The sequence below is a fragment of the Streptomyces sp. NPDC051322 genome, from assembly GCF_040689485.1.
GTDB lineage: Bacteria > Actinomycetota > Actinomycetes > Streptomycetales > Streptomycetaceae > Streptomyces.
The window spans coordinates 128,161-151,840 of the sequence record NZ_JBFBAK010000007.1; the positions used below are offsets into that span (position 1 = coordinate 128,161).

Annotated in this window: 18 protein-coding genes and 1 pseudogene; 9 read left to right on the plus strand and 10 right to left on the minus strand. The window is 70.4% G+C overall.

Features of this window, described 5'->3' with window-relative positions; translation table 11 throughout:
* Positions 1 to 52: 52 nt before the first annotated feature.
* Both AB0436_RS18035 and AB0436_RS18040 read left to right on the plus strand, forming a co-directional pair.
* The gene (locus AB0436_RS18035; RefSeq protein ID WP_366468861.1) at positions 53 to 2,365 is read left to right on the plus strand and encodes an MMPL family transporter; all 2,313 of its coding nucleotides are present in this window, start codon (positions 53 to 55) and stop codon (positions 2,363 to 2,365) included.
* 223 nt (positions 2,366 to 2,588) lie between these two features.
* Positions 2,589 to 3,440, plus strand: coding sequence for an aminoglycoside phosphotransferase family protein (locus AB0436_RS18040; protein ID WP_366468862.1), 852 nt, complete (start codon positions 2,589 to 2,591; stop codon positions 3,438 to 3,440).
* 54 nt (positions 3,441 to 3,494) lie between these two features.
* Here the strand turns inward: AB0436_RS18040 and AB0436_RS18045 are convergent, their stop codons facing one another.
* Together AB0436_RS18045 and AB0436_RS18050 are read right to left on the minus strand one after the other, a co-directional pair.
* Positions 3,495 to 4,223 carry a 3'-5' exonuclease gene (locus AB0436_RS18045; protein ID WP_366468863.1) on the minus strand — a complete coding sequence of 243 codons (729 nt, stop codon included), beginning with the start codon at positions 4,221 to 4,223 and terminating at the stop codon, positions 3,495 to 3,497.
* 75 nt (positions 4,224 to 4,298) lie between these two features.
* Complete coding sequence (locus AB0436_RS18050; RefSeq protein WP_366468864.1) at positions 4,299 to 5,531, minus strand: SAV2148 family HEPN domain-containing protein; 1,233 nt, start codon at positions 5,529 to 5,531, stop codon at positions 4,299 to 4,301.
* 219 nt (positions 5,532 to 5,750) lie between these two features.
* On the opposite strand from AB0436_RS18050, the gene glgX reads away from it, so the two are divergent.
* Together glgX and treY are read left to right on the plus strand one after the other, a co-directional pair.
* Positions 5,751 to 7,886, plus strand: coding sequence for a glycogen debranching protein GlgX (glgX, locus tag AB0436_RS18055; RefSeq protein ID WP_366468865.1), 2,136 nt, complete (start codon positions 5,751 to 5,753; stop codon positions 7,884 to 7,886).
* A 55-nt stretch (positions 7,887 to 7,941) separates the two neighbouring features.
* Positions 7,942 to 10,308 carry a malto-oligosyltrehalose synthase gene (gene treY / locus AB0436_RS18060; protein ID WP_366468866.1) on the plus strand — a complete coding sequence of 789 codons (2,367 nt, stop codon included), beginning with the start codon at positions 7,942 to 7,944 and terminating at the stop codon, positions 10,306 to 10,308.
* 30 nt (positions 10,309 to 10,338) lie between these two features.
* Here treY and AB0436_RS18065 read toward each other — a convergent pair whose 3' ends face one another.
* Positions 10,339 to 10,902: a DUF1707 and FHA domain-containing protein gene (locus tag AB0436_RS18065; protein ID WP_366468867.1), complete on the minus strand. Its 564-nt coding sequence runs from the start codon at positions 10,900 to 10,902 to the stop codon at positions 10,339 to 10,341.
* Positions 10,903 to 11,092: 190 nt separating this feature from the next.
* Between AB0436_RS18065 and AB0436_RS18070 the strand changes: the two are divergent.
* Positions 11,093 to 11,206: pseudogene (locus AB0436_RS18070) on the plus strand (GNAT family N-acetyltransferase); the annotation flags it as partial.
* On the opposite strand, the gene AB0436_RS18075 reads toward AB0436_RS18070, so the two are convergent.
* Entirely contained in the window at positions 11,184 to 12,569 is a 1,386-nt protein-coding gene (locus AB0436_RS18075) for a GH1 family beta-glucosidase (RefSeq protein WP_366468868.1), read from the minus strand. The pseudogene AB0436_RS18070 and the gene AB0436_RS18075 overlap by 23 nt on opposite strands.
* Before the next feature lie 143 nt (positions 12,570 to 12,712).
* On the opposite strand from AB0436_RS18075, the gene treZ reads away from it, so the two are divergent.
* A complete protein-coding gene (treZ, locus tag AB0436_RS18080; RefSeq protein ID WP_366468869.1) occupies positions 12,713 to 14,458 on the plus strand; it encodes a malto-oligosyltrehalose trehalohydrolase in 1,746 nt (581 codons plus the stop codon).
* A gap of 27 nt (positions 14,459 to 14,485) precedes the next feature.
* Here treZ and AB0436_RS18085 read toward each other — a convergent pair whose 3' ends face one another.
* On the minus strand, positions 14,486 to 15,607 hold the full coding sequence (locus AB0436_RS18085; protein ID WP_366468870.1) for an aminopeptidase P family protein: 1,122 nt from the start codon (positions 15,605 to 15,607) through the stop codon (positions 14,486 to 14,488).
* Between the two features lie 98 nt (positions 15,608 to 15,705).
* Positions 15,706 to 16,308 (minus strand): nucleoside/nucleotide kinase family protein, encoded by a 603-nt coding sequence (locus AB0436_RS18090; protein WP_366468871.1) that lies wholly within the window; start codon positions 16,306 to 16,308, stop codon positions 15,706 to 15,708.
* A gap of 71 nt (positions 16,309 to 16,379) precedes the next feature.
* Here AB0436_RS18090 and AB0436_RS18095 point away from each other — a divergent pair, with 71 nt between their 5' ends.
* Together AB0436_RS18095 and AB0436_RS18100 are read left to right on the plus strand one after the other, a co-directional pair.
* Complete coding sequence (locus AB0436_RS18095) at positions 16,380 to 16,562, plus strand: VOC family protein (protein WP_366468872.1); 183 nt, start codon at positions 16,380 to 16,382, stop codon at positions 16,560 to 16,562.
* 47 nt (positions 16,563 to 16,609) lie between these two features.
* Positions 16,610 to 18,088 carry a hypothetical protein gene (locus AB0436_RS18100; RefSeq protein ID WP_366468873.1) on the plus strand — a complete coding sequence of 493 codons (1,479 nt, stop codon included), beginning with the start codon at positions 16,610 to 16,612 and terminating at the stop codon, positions 18,086 to 18,088.
* Between the two features lie 21 nt (positions 18,089 to 18,109).
* Here AB0436_RS18100 and AB0436_RS18105 read toward each other — a convergent pair whose 3' ends face one another.
* Together AB0436_RS18105 and AB0436_RS18110 are read right to left on the minus strand one after the other, a co-directional pair.
* Positions 18,110 to 18,973 carry a class II fructose-bisphosphate aldolase gene (locus AB0436_RS18105; RefSeq protein WP_366468874.1) on the minus strand — a complete coding sequence of 288 codons (864 nt, stop codon included), beginning with the start codon at positions 18,971 to 18,973 and terminating at the stop codon, positions 18,110 to 18,112.
* A 3-nt stretch (positions 18,974 to 18,976) separates the two neighbouring features.
* Positions 18,977 to 19,861: a sugar isomerase gene (locus AB0436_RS18110; RefSeq protein ID WP_366468875.1), complete on the minus strand. Its 885-nt coding sequence runs from the start codon at positions 19,859 to 19,861 to the stop codon at positions 18,977 to 18,979.
* Positions 19,862 to 20,010: 149 nt separating this feature from the next.
* Between AB0436_RS18110 and AB0436_RS18115 the strand changes: the two genes are divergently transcribed.
* On the plus strand, positions 20,011 to 20,796 hold the full coding sequence (locus AB0436_RS18115; RefSeq protein WP_366468876.1) for a DeoR/GlpR family DNA-binding transcription regulator: 786 nt from the start codon (positions 20,011 to 20,013) through the stop codon (positions 20,794 to 20,796).
* Here the strand turns inward: AB0436_RS18115 and AB0436_RS18120 are convergent.
* Both AB0436_RS18120 and AB0436_RS18125 read right to left on the minus strand, forming a co-directional pair.
* Entirely contained in the window at positions 20,786 to 21,976 is a 1,191-nt protein-coding gene (locus AB0436_RS18120) for a Gfo/Idh/MocA family oxidoreductase (protein WP_366468877.1), read from the minus strand. The genes AB0436_RS18115 and AB0436_RS18120 overlap by 11 nt on opposite strands.
* 40 nt (positions 21,977 to 22,016) lie before the next feature.
* On the minus strand, positions 22,017 to 23,666 hold the full coding sequence (locus AB0436_RS18125) for an extracellular solute-binding protein (protein ID WP_366468878.1): 1,650 nt from the start codon (positions 23,664 to 23,666) through the stop codon (positions 22,017 to 22,019).
* Between the last annotated feature and the right edge of the window lie 14 nt (positions 23,667 to 23,680).

The following is a 23,680-nucleotide window of genomic DNA, read 5'->3' on the forward strand; positions in this document are numbered from 1 at the left end:
GGTGGAGATGACGGCACGGTGCCGCCATCGTGCCGGAGGGGGCAGGCCCGTCATGGGGAATGGGGACAGAGGCGATACACGCGGTACGCGGGTGCGGGGGATCGCCGCCCGGGCGGGCGGGTGGAGCGCCCGGCACCGGTGGGCGGCCGTAGGGATCTGGGTGCTCTTCGTCGTCCTCTCGATGGGCCTCGGCTCGGCCGCGGGCCGGGTGGACGTCACCGAGAGCAACCAGTTGTCCGGCGAAGTGGGACAAGCCGCACAGATCATCGATGACGCGGGCCTGAAGGAACCGGCCGGCGAGACGGTACTCATCCAGGCGTCCGGTGGGACGGTGAAGGCCACCGACCCGGAGTTCCGGCAGACGGTCGACGCCGTGATGAAGGCCGTACAGGACACCGGCAGGACCCAGTCGGTGAGTTCGCCGTACGACACCAAGTCCATTTCCAAGGACGGGCGTTCGGTGCTGGTGCAGTTCAAGATGCGGGGGGATTCGGACACCGCGCCGGACCGGGTCGAGCCGGTCATCAAGGCGGTCAAGCAGGTCCAGGACGAGCACCGGCAGCTGCGGATCGACGAGATCGGCAGCGCGAGCATGGGCAAGACCTTCAACGACGCCTTCGGCAGCGACTTCCAGAAGGCGGAGTACTCCGCCGTACCGGTCGCGTTCGGCATTCTGCTGATCGCCTTCGGTGCGCTGGTCGCCGCACTGCTCCCGGTGGCCCTCGCGATCACCGCGATCATCGCCACGATGGGTCTGATGGCGGTCGTCAGCCATGTCCAGCCGATGAGCGACACGGCCAACTCGGTGATGCTGCTGGTGGGTCTGGCGGTCGGTGTCGACTACTGCCTCTTCTACCTGCGGCGGGAGCGCGAGGAGCGGGCCGCGGGGCGCGACGCCGGGACCGCGATGCGGATCGCGGCGGCGACGTCGGGACGCGCGATCGTCGTCTCGGGGGTGACGGTCTGTGTCGCCATGGCCGGGATGCTGCTCACGGGGATCGCCGAGTTCCAGGCGATGGGCCTCGCCTCGCTGATGGTCGTCGCCGTGGCGATGGTGGGCTCGGTGACCGTACTGCCGGCGCTGCTCTCGCTGCTCGGCGACCGGGTCGAGAAGGGCAGGGTGCCGTTCCTGAACCGCCTCAAGCGCGGCCGGACCAACCCGTCGGGCGAGAGCCGCGTCTGGCGTGCCGTGCTCCGCGGTGTGCTGCGGCGGCCGAAGGCGTCCATCATCGTGGCAGCGGGCGCACTCGCCGCCATCGCGCTGCCCGCCCTGGGGATGCACACCCAGAACCTCACGCTGGACCAGGAGTTCGGCAACAAGCTCTCCATCGTCCGCACTTACGAGAGGCTCAACGCCGCCTTCCCCGGTGGCGCCGACCCCGCACAGGTGGTCGTCAAGGCCGATGACATCAATGCGGCACCGGTGCGCCGGGCGATCGCCGACTTCCGTCGGCAGGCGGTCGGTTCGGGTGCCTCGCAGGGCCCGGTGGACGTCGTCCTGCACCGGAACCAGAACGTCGCGGTGATCGACGTGCCGCTGGTGGGTGGTTCGGACCAGAAGAAGGCGGAGAAGAGCCTGCAACTGCTGCGGGACACGGTGCGCCCGGACACCCTGGGCAAGGTCGACGGCGTCCGGGCTCCGGTCACCGGCAACGTGGCCGCTTCGAAGGACTTCAATGACCAGATCGTCGGCGCGGTGGTCCCGGTCTTCATCTTCGTGGTCGCCTTCGCCTTCATCCTGATGCTGCTCTGCTTCAGGTCGCTGACCATCGCCGTGACCTCGATCCTGCTCAACCTGCTGTCGGTGGGCGCCGCGTACGGCATTCTGACCGCCGTCTTCCAGCACGGCTGGGGCGCCTCGCTGGTCGGCGCCGAGGGTGTCGGCGCGATCATCTCCTGGCTGCCGCTGTTCCTGTTCGTGATCCTCTTCGGGCTGTCGATGGACTACCACGTGTTCGTGGTGTCCAGGATCCGCGAGGCACGGATGCAGGGCAGGAACACCAAGGACGCCATCCAGCACGGTGTCGTCACCACGGCCGGCGTGGTGACCAGCGCGGCCATCATCATGGTGGCGGTGTTCGCGATCTTCGGAACGCTGTCGATGCAGTCGATGAAGCAGATGGGCGTCGGCCTGGCCGCGGCCGTGCTGATCGACGCCACGATCATCCGGGGGGTGCTGCTTCCGGCCGTCATGGCACTGCTCGACGACCGCAACTGGTACCTGCCGACGTGGCTGCGGTGGCTGCCGGACCTGACCCACGACGAGTCGGCATACGCCGAGCCGTCGCCGGCAGCCGCAGTTCCCCCGGCCGTCGCCCCGGTCGTCCCGGACGATGACGACGACCCGCGACGGGTCCGCGTCTGACGCATACCGTCACTTCGGCCGGAACCGGGCGGGATTCCTGAACCGGGCGGGCAGTTCGACCTTCATGGGCCGGGCTGCCCGCCGGTGTTCGTGGGTCCCGCCTGTGTTGGTGGGCCGGCCGGTGTTGGTCTGCCGGTGTTGGTGGCTCCGCCGGTGTCCCGGTCCGTGCGGTCCGGTGGGATGCGAGACTTGCCCGGTTCCATCGACGGCGGGAGAACACCACATGGACGAGGCAAGGGCCAGGGACGTACTGGCTGCGGCAGGGCTGGCGCGGGGCGCCGAGTTGCTGACGCTCGGTGAGAACGCGGTGTTCGCCGCCGGGGACCTCGTCATCAAGGTCGGCCGGGACGCCGAGCTGCTGGAGCGGGCCGAGCGCGAACTGGCCGTCGCGGGCTGGCTGGCCGGGGCCGGGATCCCCGCGGTCCGGGCGGCCGAGCCGACGCCGCGACTGGTCGACGGCTACCCGGTCACCCTCTGGCACCGGCTGCCCGATGCCGTACGCCCCGCGGAGCCTGTCGACCTCGCGGCCCTGCTGCGCACCGTCCACACGCTCCCATCCCCCGGCTTCCCGCTTCCCCGGCGCGAACTGCTCGGCGGCGTCGAGCGCTGGCTGCGGCTGGCAGGGGACGCCATCGACCGGACCGATGCGGACTTTCTGCGTGCGCGCCGGGACGGTTTCGCCGCCGCGGCCGCAGCTCTGACGCCGGCTCTGCCGCCGGGCCCGATCCACGGCGATGCGCTCCCCCGTAACGTCCATGTCACCTCCGACGGCCCCGTGCTGGTGGATCTGGAGACGTTCTCTTCGGACTTCCGTGAACACGACCTGGTCGTCATGGCCCTCGCCCGCGACCGCTACGGTCTGCCCGCACAGGCGTACGACGACTTCACCCGCGCTTACGGCTGGGACGTCCGCGAGTGGGAAGGCTGCGCGGTCCTGCGCGGTGCGCGCGAGACGGCGAGCTGCGCCTGGGTGGCGCAGCACGCGCCGAGCAATCCCGCGGCGCCGGCCGAATTCCGCCGCCGGGTGGCCTCCCTGCGCGACAGCGATCCCACGGTGCGGTGGTATCCGTTCTGAGACGCCCCGTCCGCACTGCCCGTGCCGTCTGAGTCGCCGGGTCGTTTCTGCCGCTCATGCCCCCGGTCGAACGGCTGACGCCACCGCGCGCAGCGGCCAGGCCGTCTCCACCGCCGCGTCCGCGTTGCCCTTGCTGCGCAGGAACTCCTGGAAACCGGTCGCCCATTCGGCGTACCACTCGATCTGGTGGCGGTGCAGCTCGGCAGGGGCCAGTGCGGCGACATGGGCGTGCCGTTCGGCTATCGCGATCGCCACCAGCACCGCCGCCAACGCGTCGGCCGCTGCCTGATGCGCGCTGTCCAGCACCACGCCGTACTCCGCGCAGGCCGCTTCGAGGGTCCGCTTGCCCTTGCGGTACCGGTCGACCCCCCGGTCTATGGTCAGCGGATCGATGACCGGACCGATCGGGCCGCCCAGCCGGTCGCTCAGCGAAGGCAGTCCGTGCCGGTGCAGCTCGGCAGTCAGCAGGGTCAGGTCGAACGCCGCGTTGTACGCGACGACGGGGATCCCCTGTGCCCAGTACCCCGTGAGCGTTCGGGCGATCTCGTCGGCCACTTCGGGCACCGGTCTGCCTTCGGCCACCGCCCGCTCGCTGCTGATGCCGTGGATCGCCGAGGCCTGTGCGGGGATGAGGATCCCCGGATCGGCCAGCCATTCCCGCTGTTCTGACGGATTGCCGTCCTTCCTGCTGACGACCGCTGCGGTCACGATCCGCGCTTCCAGCGGATCCGTGCCCGTCGTCTCCAGGTCGAAGCCGACCAGCGGTCCCCGATGCCAGCTCATGGCGGCCCTCCTTCGTGGTGCGTCCCCCAAGTGAGGACCACCTTCGCACGCGCCACTGACAACGCGGAGCCGGGCTCAGGAGACGGGGCGGGAGTCCGTCCACACGGACTCGAATTCGTCCCGGTAGGTCTCGAAGAGTCCGTGCTCGGAATCCTGGCCGTGCCGGACCACCGCCCGGCTGCCACCGCGCAGCACCAGCACCGGTGCCTCCATCCCGCGAGCCTTGCGGAGATACGACTGGACCACCGCGAGGCCGTCGGCACCGTCGCCGTCGACCAGGCAGGCCATGAACCGCGGGGTCTCGTCGAAGACGTGGATCTCGAAGGCGCCCGGGTCCCGCAGCCGGGACCGCACCCGTCGCATGTGCAGGATGTTCATCTCCACTGTGCGGCTCAGTTCGCCCTTCTTGAGCCCCAGTTCCCGCTCCCGCCGTTTGACGGCGCTGCTCGCCGGGTTGAGGAACAGCAGCCGTACCCGGCAGCCCGACTCGGCGAGCCTGACCAGCCGGCGGCCGGAGAAGTTCTGCACGAGCAGGTTCAGGCCTATCCCGATGGCGTCGAGCCGGCGCGCGCCGCCGAACAGGTCCTCGGCGGGGATCTGTCGCTGCAGCCGCACCCGGTCGGGGTGGACGCTGATGACGTCCGCGTAGCGGTCGCCCACCAGGTCCTCCACCGCGTCCACCGGGAGCCGGTCCGCGGAGGGGGCACCGGACCCGGCGCCCAGGATGTTCAGCAGCCGCGAGGAGGCACGCTCGGCCTGCGCCAGGACGGCCTCGGACAGGGCGCGGTTGCGGGAGACGACGTTCCGGGTGACCTCCAGCTCGTCCAGGGCGAGCTCCACGTCGCGCCGGTCGTCGTAATACGGCTCGAAGCACGGCCAGTGCTGCACCATCAGCTCGCGCAGCTGCGGCAGCGTCAGGAAGCTGAGGACGTTGTCGTCCGCCGGGTCCAGCAGATAGCCCTTGCGGCGGGAGACCTCGCGCACGGCCACCGCACGCTGCACCCACTCCTGGCCGGCCGGTCCCGCGGCCGCGACCACCCAGTCGTCGCCGTGCACCGGTTCATAGATCGGACGCAGCACAGCGGCCACCACCGCGCGGAGCCGCTGCTCCACGAGGTTGAGCCAGATATACGCCCGCCCGGCCCGCTGGGCGCGCGTGCGCACCTCGTTCCAGGCGTCCGCACCCCAGTCCAGCTCGGCCCCTATCTCCATCGGCCGGGCGAGAGAGACCGCTCCGGGTGGGACGTCTGTGGAGCCCCCGTCGTGACCTGGGTCACCTGGGGTCAGCTCCAGCCCTCCCGAGCCCACCCGCGTACCGCCTTTCGGTCCCCCTGCAACGATCAAGGAAGGGTACTCCGAGCGTGGGAGGCGGTGCAGCCCGATGCACAGGCTGATTTCTCAACTCATGCCGTCTTGCGGCCCGTTCCGGAGACGGAGCTTCCTCGCGGGTGAGGCGATTCATAGTGGTTCGTGGCGGGGACGCGCTGAGAGGCATCACGGGCGGCCGAATGTGGAAGAGTCCTCTCCATGCAGGTCTGGCCGGGACAGACGTACCCCCTCGGCGCCACGTACGACGGCGCCGGGACCAATTTCGCGGTCTTTTCGGAGGCCGCCGACCGAATCGAGTTGTGCCTGCTGCACGACGACGGTTCAGAGACGGCGGTGGAACTCCGGGAGACCGACGCCTTCGTACGCCATGCCTACCTGCCCGGGATCATGCCCGGTCAGCGGTACGGATTCCGGGTGCACGGGCCGTACGAGCCGGAGAGCGGGCAACGTTGCAATTCGGCGAAGCTGCTTCTGGACCCGTACGCCAAGGCGGTGAGCGGGCAGATCAAGTGGGACGAATCGGTGTACGGCTACCACTTCGGCAGGCCGAACTCGCGCAACGACCTGGACTCGGCTCCGCACACGATGACCTCGGTGGTCGTCAACCCGTATTTCGACTGGGGCGACGACCGGCTGCCGCACACGCCGTACCACGAGACGGTGCTCTACGAGGCGCACGTCAAAGGCCTGACGATGCTTCATCCGAGCCTGCCGGACGAGATGCGCGGCACCTATGCCGCGCTCGCCCATCCGGCCGTCATCGAACATCTGACCGAGCTCGGTATCACCGCGCTGGAACTGATGCCGGTACACCAGTTCGTCAACGACCACCGGCTGGCCGACGCGGGACTGTCCAACTACTGGGGCTACAACACCATCGGCTTCTTCGCCCCCCACAACGCCTACGCCTCATGGGGTGACCGCGGCGAGCAGGTGCTCGAATTCAAGCAGGCGGTGCGGGCGCTGCACGAGGCCGGGATCGAGGTCATTCTCGATGTGGTCTACAACCACACCGCGGAGGGCAACCACCTCGGCCCGACGCTCTCCTTCCGGGGCCTCGACAACGCCTCGTACTACCGGCTGACCGACGATCCCCGCTACTACATGGACACCACCGGCACCGGGAACAGCCTGCTGATGCGGTCCCCGCACGTACTGCAGATGATCATGGATTCGCTGCGTTACTGGGTCACCGAGATGCACGTGGACGGTTTCCGCTTCGATCTCGCGGCCACCCTGGCCCGGCAGTTCCACGAGGTGGACCGGCTCTCGTCCTTCTTCGACCTGGTCCAGCAGGACCCGGTGGTCTCCCAGGTGAAGCTGATCGCCGAGCCGTGGGACGTGGGCGAGGGCGGCTACCAGGTGGGGAACTTCCCGCCGCTGTGGACGGAGTGGAACGGCAAGTACCGCGACACCGTCCGGGACCTGTGGCGCGGCGAACCGCGCACCCTCGCGGAGTTCGCCGGCCGGCTGACGGGCTCCTCGGACCTCTACCAGGACGACGGACGGCGGCCGCTCGCCTCCATCAACTTCACCACCTGTCACGACGGCTTCACCCTGCACGACCTGGTCGCGTACAACGACAAGCACAACGAGGCGAACGGCGAGAACAACCGGGACGGTGAGAGCCACAACCGGTCGTGGAACTGCGGCACCGAGGGTGACACCGACGACGCCGGGGTGCTGGAACTGCGGAACCGGCAGATGCGCAACTTCATGGCCACCCTGCTGCTCTCGCAGGGGGTGCCGATGCTGAGCCACGGCGACGAGTTCGCCCGTACCCAGCACGGCAACAACAACGCCTACTGCCAGGACAGCGAGCTGGCGTGGGTCGCCTGGCCCGAACCCGGGCCACGACGGTCGGAAGCGGACGGTGCGGGCACCCTGCTCGACTTCACCCGTGCGATGGTCGCGCTGCGCCGGGAGCATCCGGTCTTCCGACGCCGGCGCTTCTTCCACGGCCGCCCGGTGGAGGGCACCCACGACGAGCTCTCCGACATCGCGTGGTTCACGCCCGAGGGCGGCGAGATGGGGCAGCGCGACTGGCAGGCCGCGCATGCCAAGGCGCTGACGGTGTTCCTGAACGGAAACGCCATCTCGGAGCCGGGCACCCGCGGCGAGCGGATCGCCGACGACTCGTTCCTGCTGATGTTCAACGCCGGCGCCGACGAGATCGAGTTCCTGGTGCCGGTGAACCACGGCCGGCAGTGGGAGGTGGTCGTCGACACGGCTCGCCCGGACGGTGTGCCGCCGGGCCAGGGGCCGAAGGTGGACGCCGGCGACCGGATTGCTCTCATCGGGCGGAGTCTGACCGTGCTGAAACGGCCCGCCTGACGGCGAGTCGGCGTGCGGTGACAGGAGGCCGCCGAAACGGGGTACGTAGGTTCTCATGACGCCCACTGCGACGTACCGGCTCCAGATCCAGCCGGAGTTCCCGTTCTCCGCCGCCGAGAAAGCAGTCCCGTACCTGGCCGCCCTCGGCGTGTCGCACCTGCATCTGTCGCCGGTACTGGACGCGGTGCCGGGCTCCACACACGGCTACGACGTCGTCGACCCTGCGCGGGTACGGGACGAGCTGGGCGGCGAGAGAGGGCTGCGGGGGCTGGCCAGGACAGCCCGCACGCACGGCCTGGGCCTGGTCCTGGACATCGTGCCGAACCACATGGCGGCCGCCCCGCGCTTCAACCGGCCGCTGTGGGAGGTGCTGCGTGAGGGACCTGGCTCGCCGTACGCGCGCTGGTTCGACATCGACTGGGAGGCCGGGGGCGGCAGGGTGCTGCTGCCGGTACTCGGCCACCGGATCGGCGACGAGCTGGAACGGCTGACCGTCGACGGTGACGTACTGCGCTATTACCAGCACGCCTTCCCGCTGCGCGAGGGCACCGCGCAACTGCCGTTGCAGGAGTTGCTGGATGCCCAGTGGTACCGGCTCGGCTGGTGGCGGCTGGCCCGGACCGAACTCAACTACCGGCGCTTCTTCACCATCTCCGACCTGATCGGGGTGCGGGTCGAGGACCCGGAGGTCTTCGCCGCGACCCATGCGAAGGTCATCGAACTGATGGACGACGGCGTGGTGGACGGGCTGCGCGTCGACCACCCGGACGGACTCGCCGACCCGGGCGCCTATCTGCGCCGGCTGGGCGAGGCGACAGGCGGCCGGTGGACGGTGGTCGAGAAGATCCTCACCGGCGACGAGCCGCTGCCCGCCGACTGGGCGGTGGCCGGGACAACCGGCTACGACGCGCTGCACCGGATCGACGGACTTTTCACGGACCCGGCCGGCCTCGACGAACTCGTCCGGCACTACCGGGCCTTCGCCGAGCCGCCGGCGGACCGTGGCGGTTACTGGGCGTCGACGGTGCGCCGGGCCGCGTACAAAGTGATCACCCACGAGCTGGTCGCCGAGACGACTTTCCTGGTCCGTACGGCCGAACAGATCTGTGCGGCGGACCCGGCCTTGCGCGATCATGCGCCCTGGGCGCTGCGGGTCGCGCTGCGCGAGCTGCTGGTGCGGGTGCCGGTCTACCGGCCCTACGCGACCGCCGGCGGCCCGACACCCGACGCCGCGGAGGCCACCCTGGACGCGGAGACGGTCCGGCAGGCGGCAGCGTCCTTCACCGTCGACGAAGAGGCATCCGTGGTGGCCGTCGTGCGGGACCTCGCACTCGGCAAGCTGGGCAGCGGCCCGGCGCACGCCGCCTTCTGCGCACGCTTCGCTCAGACCGCCTCCGCGCTGCGCGCCAAATCCGTCGAGGACACCGCCTTCTACCGCTACACCCCGCTGATCTCCGCCGGGGAGGTCGGCGGGGACCCCGGCGCGCCCGCGGTGAGCCCCGAGGAGTTCCACGCGTTCTGCGCCCGGCTCGCCCGCGACTGGCCGGCCACCGGGACCGTACTGACCACCCACGACACCAAACGGAGCGCCGACGTCCGGGCACGCACCGCGGTACTGACCGAGTGCCCCGGACAGTGGGCCGACCTGCTCACGCGGCTGACCACCCCCGCCCCCGATCCGCAGGTGGCCTGGGTGGCCTGGCAGACGGCCTTCGGCTTCGGGGCGCCGGACGGGGAGCGGCTCGGCCCCGCTCTGCTGAAATCCGTACGGGAGGCGGGCCTGCTCACCAGCTGGACCGAGCAGGACCCGGCGTACGAGCAGGCGGTGGCCGATTTCGTGGCAGCGGGACCTGCCGGGCCGCCGCACGCCGCGATCGCCGCGTTCTCGGAGGGTCTCGATCCGTACGTTCGCGCCAACGTGCTCGGCGCGACACTGGTACAGCTGACGATGCCCGGCGTGCCGGACCTCTACCAGGGCACCGAAGGCCTTTATCTGGCCCTCATGGACCCCGACAACCGGAGCCCGATGCCACCGCCGGCCGACCCGGTGGGCCGCCCGGGCCGGGAGGGCCTCGCGGCCGAGAAACTGGCCGTGACGACCACGGCGCTCCTGCTGCGGCGCGAATACCCGGAGCTCTTCGGCGAGTCGGGAACCTATGCGCCGCTGGCCGCCGAAGGGCCGGCCTCCGACCACTGCCTGGCGTTCTGCCGCTCCGGTGAGGTCGTCACCGCGGTCACCCGGCTGTCGCTGCGACTCGCGGACGCCGGCGGCTGGCGCGAGACCACGCTGACCCTGCCGACCGGCCGGTGGAGCGATCTGCTCGCCCCCGAAAGGGAGTTCACCGGTGCGGTCCCGCTCGGGGAGCTCCTCGACCGCCGCCCGGTGGCGCTGCTCAAGCGGCTCGCACCGGCGGAGCTCTGAAGGAGTCCTGGCGGCCGATGAGCGGGGGCCTCACCCCGACGACAGCCGGAAGCCCATCCGTCCGAAGCTCACCGCGTCCCCGTCGCGCACCACCACTGCTCCGGCCACCCGGCGTCCGTTGACCGTGGTGCCGTTGGTCGAGCCGAGGTCGCGCAGCACCCACACGCCGGCTTGCACACCGAGTTCGGCGTGGACCCGGGAGACCGTCTCGTGGTTCAGCCGCAGGCCGTTGACCGGGTCGCGGCCGATGCGGAGCGGATACGGCCCGGGAGCGGGCAACAGCAGTTTCGGCAGCCGCTCGGAGGTCCAGGCCCTGTGCAGCCGTTCCGAGAACGCGGACATCTGGCCCACCGCGCCGAGGAGCCGCTGCGACCAGCCGCGCTTGTCCTCCAGGTCGGCGGTGAGCACCACGAGTTCCGCGGACCGACGGGCAGCCAGCGCGAGTTCCATGCGGCGCATGAACGTGTCGGGCGACAGTTTGCCCTCTGCGGCGCCCTCCCTGAGTACGCCGAGGACACGGTCGCGCTCGGCGTCGGACAGCCGGGCGGGAGCCGTGTGGGGCTCGTACGCGGGAGACTCGTAGGAGGACGTCACACAGGTGATTGTCGGGCCGGGCGGGCAGAGGTGTCCAGACGGGCCCCGCTGCGCGATATGCGCGTGACCGACCCGGGCGGCGATTGTTACGGTCTGCGGACATCACGCCCCCTCAGAAGCCGATGTGACCTTTGCACCGACCGGCCAGGAGCTGGGGATCCGGCCGCTGACCGGACCCGACGAGCTCGCGCTACCGCGGATCCGCGCGTCGACGGATCTGGCCAACGTGCCGATGACGGCCGCCCTCGGGCGGGCCGGATACGTCAACCTCGAGCGTGCGCTCAACCTGGTGTGGGACGGCTGACACCCTGCTGGGCCCGGATCACGTCCCGGTACCAGCGGTAGGAGTCCTTGGGCGTGCGCCGCATCGTCGCGTGGTCGACGTGTACCAGGCCGAAGCGTTGTCCGTACCCTTCGATCCACTCGAGGTTGTCGGTGAGTGACCAGGCGAAGTAGGAACGGACGTCGATCCCGTCGGCCATCGTCGCGTGCAGGGCCCGCAGGTGACCGTCCATGAAGGCGATCCGGCGGGTGTCCTCGATGCCGTCGTAGCTGCAGCCGTTCTCGGTGATGCGGAGCGGCGGCAGGCGGTCGCCGAAGCGGTCCCTGAGTCCGACGAGCATGTCGCGCAGTCCCTCCGGGACCACCGGCCAGCCGAAGTCGGTCATCTCGTAACCTTCGATCTGCCGTATGCCGAAGGGCAGTTCGCTGGGCATGTCGAAGCCGGCGAACGAGTCGAGGGCCTGGGGTGCGGGCGCGCCGACCAGGGTGGGGTTGTAGTAGTTCACCCCATACCAGTCGAGGGGGCTGGAGATGACCTCGAGGTCCTCCGCGACGGGGCCCGGCATCAGGGCCGCGAAGTTCTCGTCGGGGTAGGCGCCGGTGAGCAGCGGGTCGGCGAAGAGCCAGTTGTAGAGCGTGTCGTACAGCTCCGCTCCGAACCGGTCCTCCTCGCTGGCGCCCGCCGTCCGGACGGGGCTGTGCGATACGGCGATGCCGATCTCCGCGGCCCCGGCGGCGCGCAGCGCACGGACGGCGAGGCCGTGGGCGAGCAGCTGGTGGTGGGCGGCCGGCAGTGCGTCGAAGAGCAGCTTCCTGCCGGGTGCGTGCTCGCCCAGCGCATAGCCCAGCAGGGTCACCTCCGCGGGTTCGTTGATGGTGATCCACATCGGCACGCGGTCGGCCAGCCGCTCGGCGACCGTGCTCGCATAGTCGGCGAAACGGTGGGCGGTGTCACGGTTCAGCCAGCCGCCCGCCCGTTCCAGCGGCAACGGCGTGTCCCAGTGGTACAGGGTCGGGGCCGGGGCGATGCCGTGCGCACAGAGTTCGTCGACCAGCCGGTCGTAGAAGTCGAGGCCGGCCGGGTTGACCGGGCCGCTGCCGTCGGGGACCACGCGCGGCCAGCTCACGGAGAACCGGAAGGCCCCGGCTCCCAGACCGGCGAGCAGCGCGACGTCCTCGCGGTACCGGTCGTAGAACCCGGTGCCGAGCGAGCCGTCGCTGCCGTCCTTGATCCGCCCCGGCTGCGCCGCGAAATCGTCCCAGCCGGAGGGCCCTTTCCCGTCGCGCGCGGCCGCGCCTTCGGTCTGGAAGGCGGATGCGGACACCCCCCACAGGAAGCCGGGCGGGAAGGCGGGCAGCGGTCCGGGCAGCGGCGGCAAGGTCATGGTTCGTGACCCTAATGGCCCGAGTTCACTCGCTCCAGGCCCCGATCTTGCCAAGATGGGACGGATCGACTGTTGCAAGGACCGATGACCGAGGACGAGGGACCGTGGACGAGGGCCAGGGACCGTCGACAAGGGGGAACCGCGTGCTGTTCGAGGTATGGGCGCCGGAGAAGGATCTCGTCACGCTCCAGCTGGCGGACAGGACGCTGGCCATGGAGCGCGACCCGTCCCGGAACGGCTGGTGGATGCTCAGCGCGGAGGCCACCGAGGGGGACCACTACGGCTACTCGCTCGACGGCGGCCCGGTGCTCCCCGATCCCCGCTCCCGCCGCCAGCCGGCCGGGCCCGACGGGCTCAGCGCGGTGCTGTCCGCGGACGCCTACGAGTGGCGGACGGACTGGCCGGGGCGGGGCCTGCCCGGCGCGGTGCTGTACGAGCTGCACATCGGTACGTACACCCACGAGGGCACCTTCGACGCGGCCGCCCGGCGGCTGGAGCATCTCGTCTCGCTCGGCGTGACCCATGTCGAGCTGATGCCGGTCTGCCCGTTCCCCGGCCGGCACGGCTGGGGGTACGAAGGGGTTTCGCTGTGGGCCGTGCACGAGCCGTACGGCGGGCCGGAGGGGCTCAAGCGTTTCGTCGACGCGGCCCATGCGCTCGGCATCGGGGTGGTGCTCGACGTGGTGCACAACCACCTCGGTCCTTCCGGCAACTATCTGCCCGCATTCGGCCCGTACTTCACCGACACCCATCACACGCCGTGGGGCTCGGCGGTCAATCTCGACGCGCCGGGTTCGGACGAGGTCCGTGCGTATCTGCTGGGCAGCGCGCTGGCCTGGCTGCGGGACTACCGGCTCGACGGGCTGCGGCTCGATGCCGTCCACGCTTTGGCCGACAACCGGGCGCTGACCTTTCTCGAGGAGCTGTCGGAAGCCACCGACACGCTCGCCACCGAGCTGGGCAGGCCGCTCTTCCTGATCGCCGAGTCGGATCTCTGCGATCCGCGCACCACCACGCCGCGCGCGGCGGGCGGCCTCGGGCTGCACGCCCAGTGGAACGACGACTTCCACCACGCCCTGCACACCGCACTGACCGGCGAATCACAGGGCTACTACGCCGACTTCGCCCGCGCGCCGCTGGCCGCGGTGGCCAAGACGCTGACCCGGGTCTTCTTCCACGACGGCACGTACTCGACCTTCCGGGGCCGCACGCACGGCCGGCCCGTGCACCGTACATCGACGCCCGCGCACCGTTTCCTCGGCTATGCGCAGACCCACGACCAGGTGGGCAACCGGGCGCTCGGCGACCGCCTTTCGGCCACCCTCTCCCCCGGACTGCTGGCCTGCGCGGCGACCCTGGTCCTGACCGGCCCGTGCACACCGATGCTGTTCATGGGCGAGGAATGGGGAGCCCGCACCCCCTGGCAGTTCTTCACCGACCACACCGACCCGGAACTCGCCGCGGCCGTGAGCAACGGCAGGCGGCGGGAGTTCGGGCAGCACGGGTGGTCGGAGCAGGATGTCCCCGATCCGCAGTCCCCGGCAACCAGGGAGCGGTCCTGTCTGGACTGGTCGGAGCCGGAACACGGCCCGCATGCCCGGCTGCTCGGGTGGTACCGGGAGCTGATCGCGCTGCGCCGCACCCAACCGGACCTCGTCGACCAGGATCTCGCCGCCGTGAAGGTGGCCTTCGACGAGGAGGCCCGCTGGCTGGCGTTCCGGCGAGGTGATCTGCGGATCGCGGTCAACCTCGGCCGGGACGTCGCGGACATCCCCTTGAACGGCCGGGACACGCGGGTGCTGGCCGCATGGGAACAGATCCGCCCCCCGGGCGACGACGGCGTGTTGTCGCTGCCGCCCCGGTCCTGCGTCGTGCTGGCCGATTCCTGACGGGGCGTGGCCCGGTGCGGGCCCGTGCTACTCGACGATCGCCAGCTCACGGGAGGTGTTGTTCAGCCGCCGGCCACCGTCCTCGGTGACCGTGACGATGTCCTCGATACGGACGCCGAAGCGGCCGGGCAGATAGATCCCCGGTTCGACGGAGAAGCACATCCCGGGCATCAGCAGCTGCTCCTCCCCCTCGATCATGTAGGGGGGCTCGTGGGTGGTGACCCCGATGCCATGGCCGGTGCGGTGGATGAACCGCTCGCCGTATCCGGCCGCGTCGATGACGGCCCGCGCGGCCCGGTCGATCTCCTGACAGGCGATGCCGGGCCGCACCGCCGCGCATCCGGCCTGCTGAGCCTCCCGTACGACCTCGTGCACCCGCCGCTCCTCGGCGGTCGGCTCGCCGACGTGCACGGTACGGGAGGTGTCGGAGCCGTAACCGTGCTTGAGGCCGCCGAAGTCGAGCACCACCATGTCACCGTCGACGATGACCCGGTCGCCCGCCTCGTGGTGCGGATTGGCGCCGTTGGGCCCGGAGCCGACCACCGTGAAGTCCACCTGGGAGTGGCCGAACTCCCTGAGCAGGGCGGCGAGGTCGGCGGCGATGTCGGACTCCCTGCGGCCGGCGAAGCGGAGCCCGAGGATCTTGTCGTACACCGCGTCGGCCGCGGCTCCCGCCGCCTCGATGCGGGTCAGTTCGGCCGCGTCCTTGACCGCGCGCAGCATCGGCAGCGCCTCGGTCAGCGCGGCGTACGAGGTGTCCGGCCGCGCCTTCTGCAGCCCCAGCAGGTGCATCGCCCAGGCGTTGTCGCTGACCGCGAACCGGCCGCCGCTGCCCAGCAGGGGCGCGGTGACGGCGTAGGGATCCCGGCCGTCGGTCCAGTCCAGCAGGGTGAGGGCGGGCGCACCTGCGGCGTCCTCGGCGTCCGGGGCCTCCAGCGTGGGCACCACGAGCACCGGTTCCCGGCCGGCGGCGATGACCAGCAGGGTCAGTCGCTCGGTGGAGATGGGCCGGTACCCGGTGAGGTGGACCAGATCGGGGCCGGGCGCGACGAGCACCCCGGCGAGACCGGCGTCCGCGGCGCTTCGCGCGGCGCGGTCCATCCGGGCTCGGTAGTCCTCGGCGGTGAACGGTGCGGGTTCGAAAGACATGGCCCCATCCTGCCGGGCGCGGGCCGCGTGTGCGACCCGCACGTGGCCTTCGCGTGCGGACCCGCGTGCGAACTCCGGTGCGGCCTCGGGTGCGCGGCCTACAGGTCCGACACGATCAGGTCGGCCAGGTCCCGGCCGGCCTCGATGAGCCGGGCGTTGGCCTCGTCGGACCGGTGCACCCAGCGTTCGGCGACCTCCCGGCTCCTGCCGTGCCGCACATGCCGCTCGACGAGTCTGCGCACGCGCTCCCGGTCGTCCGGCGCGAGGAACCACGTCTCGTCGAGCAACACCCGGGCGCGCGGCCAGTGCAGCAGATAGTTGCCCTCGGTGATGACCAGCGGTACGTCCGCCGGGACCGGGACGGAACCCGCGAGCGGCTCCTCGAGTGTCCGGTCGAACGCCGGCGCGTAGACGGTGTCACTGCCGGGCGCACGCAACCGGGCGAGCAGGGCCACGTAACCACCCATGTCGAAGGTGTCGGGGGCACCCTTGCGTTCGGTGCTTCCCAGACGGCGCAGTTCGCTCCGGGCCAGGTGGAAGCCGTCCATCGGGACGACCACCGCGCGCCCTTCGAGCCGGGCGGCGAGTTGGCGCGCGAGGGTGGATTTGCCCGCCCCGGGTGGTCCGGCGATGCCGAGGATCCGCCGGTGCCCGGACGCGGCGAGGCGTCCGGCCCGGTCCAGGAGGTGCTGCGACGTCATGCCCCGCATTGTTCCTTGCTCCCCCGTGCCTCCGCTTCGGCGTGCCAGGTGCGACGTATAACCTCTCTGCCATGTCCCGTATCGCCCTGATCAGCCTGGTCGTCCGTGACTACGAGGACTTCGCCGGCGACCAGGCCAGGATGATCGCCGCCGGTGTCCGCTTCCTGGAGGAGCCGCGCCACGAGCCATACGGGACGGTCGCCGTCTTCGAGGACCTGTACGGCAACCGTTGGGACCTGTTGCAACCGGCGTGAGAGCCATGCGTGAGAGTCATGTCGGACATGGCTGTTACGTTTCCTCTATGACGGTTTCCGGACATGCCATCGGCCTGCTGAGGGCGCAACCCGTGCTGACCGAACTGGCTGCCCGCTCCTTCGGTTTCGACCTGGGCCGGGCCGGGCGCGGCGAAGCCGTGCGGCTGGCGTCCGGCGCCTTGCCGGACCCACTGGCCGGGGACGGGGCGGGCGGTGCGTACTTCGTGTGCGGCGGAGGCCCGGTGCTGTACGCCTCGGCCGCCGGCGCGGCGGGGCTGATCGGCGCCGATGCGGACGAGACGCTGGAGCTGTTGATCGGCCTGCCGGCCTGGCGCGATCTGCTGCCGCTCGCCCCCGCCGCGGGCGAGCGGCAACTGCTGGCCGCCGTGGCCGAGTCGGAGAAGAAGCTGCGCGCGAGTACCCCGGATCTCGACGCCCGGCGGGCCGAGCTGCGTGGCGCCCTGGGGTTCGCCGAGCGTTCCCCCGTCGAGTTGGCCGCCCGGCTGCACACGGCGCTGCTGCGGACCGAGCCCGAGCATGTGCTGCTCGAGGCCGCCACCGGTCGTGCCCATGCGCTGCTCGACCCGCATCCGCGGACGCCGCTGCGGGAGACCGTGCTGGCGCCCGGCCGGGCGGATCTGGCCCGGCTTCGAGACGATGCCGCGGCGCTGTCCGCGGTCGCCGAGGACGGAGCACGGCGGGCCGCGGTGCTACGGGCCGCGCAGTTCGACAGGCGGGCCACCGATCTTCCGCTGCTGCGGCGGCTGCTGGCGTACGAGGCCGCTGACCCGGGGGCGGGCGAGGAACTGCGGCTGGCCGCCGTACTGGTCGGGCTGCACGGGTGCGCCTCCGATGTGCCGCTGCTCCGCGAGATCGGAGCGTCGAAGTCCGCCGCCCGGCGGGGGCCGCCCGCGATACCCGGAGGGCCGGCGCCGCTCGCCGCCTGGGCGCGCGCGGCGGACGAGGCGCTCTTCGGTGATGACCCGGCTCGGCAGCCCGAGCTGACCTGGATCCGGCTGGCCCGGCGGCAGGGCCGTACCGAACACGCCCGGGTGGCGCTGTTGCGGATTCTGGACGGCGCCGGGCCGTCGGCCGATGTGCTGCGGATGCTGAGCGCCGAACTCGAAGCGCTCGGCGACCACTTCCAGGCTGCGCGGGCCCAGTCCGGTTACGCCGCGCAGCAGGACAAGCCCCGCGAGCGGGCGCTGGCCGCACGCAAACTCACCGAGCTTCAGCGGCTGACGGGCGATCTGCCGGCCGCCTGGCGGACCCTGCAGCAGGTGCCCGGCATGCTGGACGCGGACGAGTCCGGCCGGCAGTGGCGTCGTCTGGGCATCGGCCGGCTGATCACCGCCGAGCACTTCGAGCTCGCGCTCGCGGCGGCCAGGGCGAAGCTGACCCTGATCGCCCGTGAGTCGCTGTCGGCCGGCGCCGAACTGCAGTCCGGGATGGGCAAATCGGCACATCGGAGCCTGGGGATGCTGTCCCAGGAGGCCAAGTGGGCCGTGGCCCGGCTCATCAAGTAACGCGCCGGCCGCTGCCCCGCCCTATCCGACGGCAGCCGCTGCGAGCAGCGTGATCAGGCGGCCCGCCGTCTCCGCCATGGCCTGTCGGCCGGCCTTGAGGTATTTCCGCGAATCGACGGCCTCGGGCTGGGCCGTCAGTACCTCCCGGATCGCCGCGGTCATGGCGAGGTTCAGCGCCGTGCCGATGTTGACCTTGGAAATGCCGCCGGTGACCGCTGCTGTCAGTTCGGCGTCCGGGACCCCGGAGGAACCGTGCAGCACCAATGGCACCTCGACTGTTTTCCTTAGCCGGCCGATGAGTTGGTGGTCGAGGATGGCGGTACGCGAGGTCATCGCGTGGGAACTGCCGACCGCCACGGCCAGGGCGTCCACCCCGGACGCGGCCACGAAGGCGCACGCCTCCTCGGGGTGGGTCCGCGCTCCGGGAGCGTGCGCCTCCAGTGGCGCGGCCCCGTCCTTGCCCCCGACCTCACCCAGCTCGGCCTCGATCCAGAGCCCCTGGGCGTGCGCCCAGTCGGCGGCGGAGCGGGTCGCGGCGAGGTTCTCCGCGTACGGCAGGTGAGCGGCGTCGTACATGACCGAGCTGAACCCGGCGTCGGCTGCCTGGCGCAGCAGCAGGTCGCTCTTCACATGGTCAAGGTGCAGTGCGACAGGCGCCGAGGCCAGCCGCGCCGCTTCGGCCGCTGCGCGGGCCAGCGGCATCACCTGTCCCTGGCGGTACCGCACCGCGTTCTCACTGATCTGCAGGATGACCGGGGCCCCGGCGGCCTCGGCCCCGGCGATCACCGCTTCGGCGTGCTCCAGGGTGATGATGTTGAAAGCGGCCACCGCGCCGTTGCGCGCTGCGGCCTCGGCGACCAGCGGGCCGCTGCGCACCAGGGGCACCGCTCAGCCCTCGTCGAGGATGACGGAACGGGTGAGGTGGCGCGGGGCGTCCGGGTCGAGACCCCGGGCGTCCGCGATCGCGACGGCGAGGCGCTGCACCCGTACGAGCTCGGCGAGCGGGTCGAGTCCGCCGGCCACCCAGCTGCCTCCGGTGGCCCTGACCTGCTTGTCGAGGCCCACGGGGGCGTCGCCGAACATCCAGGTGGCGGTGCCCTCGGTGGTGATGCTGATCGGACCGTGGCGGTATTCCATGGCCGGGTACGCCTCGGTCCAGGACAGCGAGGCCTCCCGCATCTTCAGCGCGGCCTCCTGGGCGAGACCGACGCTCCAGCCACGTCCGAGGAAGGTGAACTGCGAGCAGTCCACCAGCCCTTCGGGCAGCGGATCGGCGAGCGCGATGCGCGCGTCCGCCACGACGGCCGCGCTGTGCAGGCCGAAGTGCGCGCGCAGCAGAGTGAGCGCGGTGGTGGCGAACCGGGTCTGGACGACGGACCGTTCGTCGGCGAAGTCGAGGACCACGAGATCGTCGGCGGCTTCCATCACCGGGGTCTCGGGGTCGCCGGTGATGGCGGTCGTCCGAGCCTTCCCCCGCACCTGGGAGAGAAGTTCGAGCACTTCGGTCGTGGTGCCCGACCGGGTCAGTGCGATCACGCGGTCGTAGGCGCGGCCGAAGGGGAACTCGGATGCGGCGAAGGCATCGGTCTCGCCCTGTCCCGCGCCTTCCCGAAGGGCGGCCACGGCCTGCGCCATGAACCACGAGGTCCCGCATCCGACGATCGCTACGCGCTCCCCCGGGGCCGGCAGTGCGGCCGCAAGGCTACCGGCCTGGCCGGCCGCGCGCTCCCAGCAGTCGGGCTGACTGGACAGCTCGTTCTGGACATGGCTCATGCTGGATTCCACCCCTCTGATACCTACTACGATTACATGCTCATTAATGCAAGATACTGCCATGTTTCAAGCAGAATCAAGCACACTGGTGGTCCTGGGCTAAGGTCACTGCGATCCGCCGACGAGGGCCGAAGAGGAGAGCGCGAAAGATGTCACAGTCCCGCGACGCCCGCTGGAAGGAACTTCTGGAACTGCTCGTCGAGCAGGGCCGTCTCGACGTCGAGGAAGCGGCCGTCGCACTGAACGTCTCCGCCGCCACCATCCGGCGCGATTTCGACCAGCTCGCGCAGCAGCAGATGCTCGTACGCACCCGGGGCGGCGCGGTCGTCCACGGCGTCAGCTATGAACTCCCGCTCCGCTACAAAACGGCCCGCCGGGCCTCCGAGAAGCAGCGCATCGCCCAGGCGGTCGCCGAACTGATCACCACCGGGGAGGCGGTCGGCCTCACCGGCGGCACCACGACGACAGAGGTCGCCCGCGCCCTCGCCCTACGCCCCGACCTGGCATCCGGCACCCCGGCGCTCACCATCGTGACCAACGCGCTCAACATCGCCAACGAGCTTGCCATCAGGCCGCAGTTCAAGATCGTGATCACCGGCGGGGTGGCCCGCCCGCAGTCGTACGAACTCACCGGTCCGCTCGCCGACGGTGTCCTCGGCCAGATCACCATGGACACCGCCGTCCTCGGCGTGAACGCCTTCGATGTGGTCCACGGCGCCGCAGCGCACCACGAGGACGAGGCCGGAATCAACCGGCTGCTGTGCGAGCGCGCCGAGCGGGTGGTCGTCGCGGCGGACTCCACCAAGCTCGGCACCCGTGCCTTCGCCCGGATCTGCACCACCGATCAGGTGGACGTCCTGGTCACCGACACCGGAATCCCCGAGGACATGGCCGGCCTCTTCACCGACGCGGGCGTCGAGGTCATCACCGTGTGAGTGTCCGGTTGCGCTGCTGGCCCGACGCGAAGTAGGCGATCAGCTCCGGATCGAGCGGCGGTACGTCGTAGGGCGTGCCGCCCTCGCGCAGCGAACGGGTCGCCAGCACGCCGGCGGCGACACTCATCCGGGCGGCGACGGGTGAGGTGTCGGTCGTGCCGCCCTCTGCGGCGAACCGGCAGAACTCCGCGATGATCCGACCGTCCGCGCCGCCGTGCGAGCCCGCCGAATCCGGCACCCGGTACACCGCATCGGCGTCCGCACGGTATCCGGTCGGCCCGGTGTTCCAGACCTTGACCTCGTCGCCCGGCCGGTCACCGAAGTTCTCGAGACGCCCCTCGGTACCGATGACCGTGTAGTTGCGGAAGTAGTCCGGGCTGAAGTGGCACTGCTGGTAGGCCGCGATCACCCCGTTGTCCAGGCGCATGTTCATCACGGACACGTCCTCGACGTCCACGACGTGGTGGAGGTCCTTGCGCGCCGTCGGCGGCCAGTCGAACTCCCGCAGCCAGCCGTCGGGGCGCGGAGTCCCCGGCTCCCTGCGGGGCAGGTCGCCGTACAGCATGAGGTCGCCCATCGCATTGACGCGCGAGGTGTAGCCGCCGGCCAGCCAGTGCACCACGTCGATGTCGTGCGCGGCCTTCTGCAGCAGCAGCCCGGTGGTGCGGCGGCGGTCGGCGTGCCAGTCCTTGAAGTAGTAGTCACCGCCGTACGACACGAAGTGCCGTACCCATACGGTCTTCGGCTCACCGATGTCGCCCCGTGCGATCAGGTCGCGCATCAGCCGTACGACGCCCATGTGCCGCATGTTGTGGCCGACGTAGAGGCGCGTGCCGGTCTCGTGGGCGGTGCGCAGGATCGCGTCGCACTGCTCGACGGTGATCCCCAGCGGCTTCTCGACGTACACCGGCTTGCCTGCCCGCAGCGCGTCGCAGGCGACGTCCTCATGGGTGTCGTCGGGGGTGGCCACGATGACCGCGTCGATCGTGGCGTCGTCGAGCAGTCGCCGGTGGTCCTGCACCGCGACCGCTCCGGCGAACCGCTCCGCCACCGTGGCGCGGACCACGGGATCGGTGTCGGCGACGCCGGTCACCACGGATCCGGAACCCGGCCGGTGCGCGGCGTCCGCGAGACTGGCGCGCAGGCCGAGACCCACTACGCCGATGCGGAGGTCTTGCATGTTGCTCCTTTGACGGAAGTCGAATGGGCGCCCACTGGACTCACTTGCCGCTCTTCGCAAGGGATTCCTCGAATTCACTGCGGATTTTGTCACCACCACCGGACCGCCACTTGCGGACCATCCCGTCGAATTCGGACAGTGACTTGCGGCCTGCCACGATGTCCTTGATCCCGTCGTTCATCTCCATGGTCAGGGAGGCGCCCTGGGCGGCGTTGGTGTCGGAGTAGTGGCCGACGGTCGGGTTGACCACGGCCATGGCGATGAGTTTCTTCTGCCAGTCGTGGATCCGGCGGGTCAGGTCCGCCTGGCCCGGGAGGTAGAGGTACTCGGGGGCGTTGGCCAGGAACGACACCGGCATCGCGGTCGTCACGGCCTCCGCGTTCCCCTTGTCCGTGAGCTCCACGTCGCCCTTCGCCGTGCGGCGGAAGTGCGTGCCCTCGATGCCGTTGTCGAGGAACAGCCGCTCCTCGGTACCGAAGGGGGCTGCCAGATAGTCCAGCACCCGCAACAGCGTCTCCAGCCGCTTCTTGTCGGCCTTCTTGTTGATCGCGGTGTATCCGACCGAGCCGAGCCCGAAGAAGAAGTGTGGCGTCGCCCCCTTCTTGGCGGCGAACGGGGTGATGATGCCGAAGGGGAAGTGGTACGTCTTCACGTCCACCAGGAACGACGGGAAGGACTGCACATAGGCGCCGAGGGTGCCTTGAGCCATCTTCTCACGCGTCGTGGTGAGGTTCGGGTCCGGCCAGAACAGCCCGGCCTTGCTCACCTTGACGCCGAATTCGAGTGCCTCCCGGTATTCGACGGTCTCGAACTCATGCACCAGCTTTCCCTTGCGCTCCGCCCAGCCGGACGGCGCGCCGAACCACTGGGCGTACATGCCCACATGGTTCACATAGGCCGGCTCCAGCACATACTTCTTGCGGCGGACGTCGAGCAGTTCCCTGCCCTTGGCCAGGAAATCCTCGGCGCTGGTGAAGGTGGCTCCACCGACCGGCTTCCAGAAGTCCTCATTGATGACATAGACCTGGCCCATCCGGCCGTAGGCCACCGGAACGCCGAAGATCTTGCCGTTGATGACGGCGGTCTTCCAGGCGAATTCCGGAAGGTTGGCAAGGTTCGGATACTTCTTCACCGCGTCACCTGCCAGGTGCGGGGTGAGGTCGTGGAACTTCGCCTCCAGCAGATCGGGAATCCGCCGAAGCCCCTGGTTCGGCGGGATCCACACCATGTCGGGGATATCGCCGCTGGCTATCGCCGCGTTGAACTTGGACGAGTAGCTGTCGTCGGCCGTCTCCACGACGATGTTCATCTTGAATTCGGAGCCCAGCCGCTTGTTGAGCTCCTTCCAGTAGGCGTTCCTCCCCATCGCGGGGGCCGGCGTGGTGAAGGTCTCGGTCAGTGCGGTGACCGCGGTCCCGTCACCTGGCGGCGCGGCCACCGACTTGACCAGGTTCTTCGGGTAGCGGAGGTAGGCGGCATCCAGGCCGTCGGCGCTGCCCGCGAGATCCGGCGCGGCGACCTTCGCAGGAACGAACGAAGGGAGCTCGACCTTGCTGAATGCCTCTGCGCCCTTGCCCGTTGCGGCGGTTCCGGTGGAACAGCCGCTGAGGGACGCCATTCCGGTGGCGGCGAGCCCGACGGCGCCCGCAGCGCCGATGAACGTACGCCTGTTGACGTGCTGGGAAGACATGGTTCTCCCGGGAA